Raw genomic sequence first — 2777 nt, 5'->3', positions numbered from 1 at the left:
GGCGTGGCCAGCCGGCTGCTGTACACCTCGGTGCCGCTGGACCGCACCGCCGCCGGCGGCGCACGCGCGACCATCAACACCACGCTGTGGCTGATGGACCCGCTGAAGCCCGATGCGCGCCGCAAGGTCACCGAGCTGCCCGGCGGCGGCTGGAATGCTGGCAATGTCTCGTGGGATAACAAGCAAGTTGCACTGACCAACTACATCTCTGCCAACGAATCGCAGGTCTGGCTGCTCGACCTGGCCAGCGGCAAGCGCCGCCAGTTGCTGCCGGCCCCCGGAAGCAAGAACCGCGCGACGCACCAGGCCTCGGGCTTCTCGCGTGACAACAAGGGCTTGTTCTTCACCAGCGACCGCGCCGGCGAGTTCAACGAACTGCAGCGCGTCGACCTGGCCAACCACAAGATCACGCGCGTCACCAGCCACATCTCGTGGGACGTGGCGGGCAGCAACTTGTCGGAAGACGGCCGCCTGGCCGCGCTGAACATCAACGAAGACGGCCAGGGCAAGCTGCACCTGATCAACACGCGCAGCCTGAAGGAAGTGAAAGTGCCCACGCTGCCGGCCGGCAACGTGGGTGGCATGCACTTCCACCCCAAGCGCGGCGAGCTGGCGTTCGGGCTGAACAGCTCAGCCGGCCCGAGCCAGATCTACAGCCTTGACCCCGCCAATGGCCAGGTGCAGCAGTGGACCCGCGCCTACGCCCCCGCCGGCGTGGACCCGACCCGCTTCGCACCCCAACAGCTGGTGCGCTGGAAGAGCTTCGACGGCCGCACGATCTCGGGCCTGCTGACGCAGCCGCCCGCACGCTTCACCGGCAAGCGGCCGGTGCTGATCAACATCCACGGCGGGCCGGAAGGCCAGGCGCAGTTCGGCTTCCTGAACCGCAACAACTACTTCGTCGAGGAGATGGGCATCGCGTTGATCCAGCCCAACGTGCGGGGGTCCACCGGCTATGGCAAGACCTTCCTGGCGCTGGACAACGGCATGCAGCGCGAAGACTCGGTGAAGGACATCGGCGCACTGATCGACTGGATCGCCACGCAGCCTAACCTCGATGCGTCACGCATCGTGGTGGTCGGCGGCAGCTATGGCGGCTACATGAGCCTGGCGGTGTCGACGAACTACGCGGACCGCATCGCCGGCTCGATCGACGTGGTCGGCATCTCGCACTTCGTGACCTTCCTGAACAACACCGAGAGCTATCGGCGCGACCTGCGCCGCGTCGAATACGGTGACGAACGCGACCCGGCCATGAAGGCTTTCCTCGAGAAGATTTCGCCGCTGACCAACGCCGAGCGGATCAAGAAGCCGCTGTTCGTCGTCCAGGGGCGYAACGACCCGCGTGTGCCCTACACCGAAGCCGAACAGATCGTGAAGAGCGCTCGTGCTAACGGCACACCGGTGTGGTACCTGCGAGCCGAAAACGAAGGCCACGGATTCCAGCGCAAGGAGAACGCGGACTACCAGTTCTACGCCACCGTGCTGTTCCTGAAGGACACGCTCAAGCTGCAGTAGCCACAGCGCCCCGCATTGGCCGCGAGTCTGTCGCGACCTGCTTGAAAGGCCGTCCTTGGACGGCCTTTTTCGTTGGCTCGGCCGTGACGCCGGCTATCGCGCGTGGGCGTCGCACGTGCGGGCTACGCGTGCATACGCGCATAGCAATCGACGCGCCTGACACCCCCGTTTCGCGTTCGGGGAATTCCCCGGTTTTCCCGGCTCCTGCTCAGTCGCATAGTGTGCGGGCACGTTTTCGAACGAGCGTGCTATTTTAAAAACTACTGCAGGAGACGGTCATGGCTAAGCGCATCTTGCGTGGGGTGTCGTGGTTCGTGTTGTTCGCAGCAGGGTTCCTCGCCCTGGCCCATGCGACGAACTACTCTTTGTGGATCAACGGCCGCACCGGCGGCGGCCAACTCGGCAACCACGCCGACTTCAGTTACTGGGGACCGGCGACCACCAACGCCGGGGTCAACAAGAAATCGGTCAACTGGGACGGCTACAACCACGTCTCGGACCAGAACTACCTCGTGCGCGACGCGCTCGACTGCTACTGCACCGGCCAGAACTGGTGCTACATCGCGGTTCACAGCGCTGGCGATCTGCAGATCGGCTATTCGCTCGCCATGTACGGCGGCACCAGCCGCATGGTCAAGAACGCCAGCCCGAACAGCCAGGGCCAGTGCGGCAACCTGAACGGCAGCTCGCAGACCGGCTGGAACATCAAGTGGGTCGACGTCGGCGGCGGCGCCGCGGGTGGCTCGGAGCTCGCCGATGCAGGCGACTGGGCCCTCGACGAACCATTGGTGGCCGACCTGAAAACCACCACCGCGCGGGCGATGTACGACCACAGCTCGACGCGAGCGACCTGGTTCAACATGTACGCCGGCGCCAGCGGCACGGTGTATTCGTTCGTGCTGCCGGGGCAGGACGACGAGGCGATCGCCTACCACTCCAGCGGTGGTGTCTCGGGCAGCGGCAACGGCTCGTTCTGCAACCCCAGCGACTGGTTCTGCAATGACCTGACGACAGGCACGGCGAAGAACGAAGGCGGGCGAGCTAAGTGGGGCTATCACACGGTGGCTTTCCGCGACAGCGGCGAAAGCTACAACCACTACACCAGCGGCAACTGGGCCGGCATCACCAGCCGGGTGCGTGCCGACATGGAAACCAACGCGCGCTGAAGCGATGCGCCCTCGCCGCACCGCCGCCGCGCTGGCGGCGCTGGGGCTCGGGGCCGTGCTGCTGTGGTGGGCCTGGGGCGACAGCCCTCAGGC

At 65.6% G+C, this 2777-nt stretch carries 2 protein-coding genes; both read left to right on the top strand.

The window, feature by feature from the left end:
- Window positions 1-1518 (top strand): S9 family peptidase (locus AC1DYI_RS31675; protein ID WP_477208084.1); only part of this gene is annotated, 1518 nt, incomplete at its 5' end.
- A gap of 278 nt (window positions 1519-1796) precedes the next feature.
- On the top strand, window positions 1797-2684 hold the full coding sequence (locus AC1DYI_RS31670; RefSeq protein WP_477208083.1) for a hypothetical protein: 888 nt from the start codon (window positions 1797-1799) through the stop codon (window positions 2682-2684).
- Window positions 2685-2777 lie beyond the last annotated feature (93 nt).

This window comes from Ideonella sp. P3_A4 (genome assembly GCF_056403075.1).
This window is presented reverse-complemented; position numbering and strand designations above follow the sequence as displayed.

What these genes read in the sequence shown, in the direction of transcription:
- AC1DYI_RS31670 (WP_477208083.1), top strand. Translation starts at nt 1,797, where the DNA reads ATGGCTAAGCGCATCTTGCGTGGGGTGTCGTGGTTCGTGTTGTTCGCA.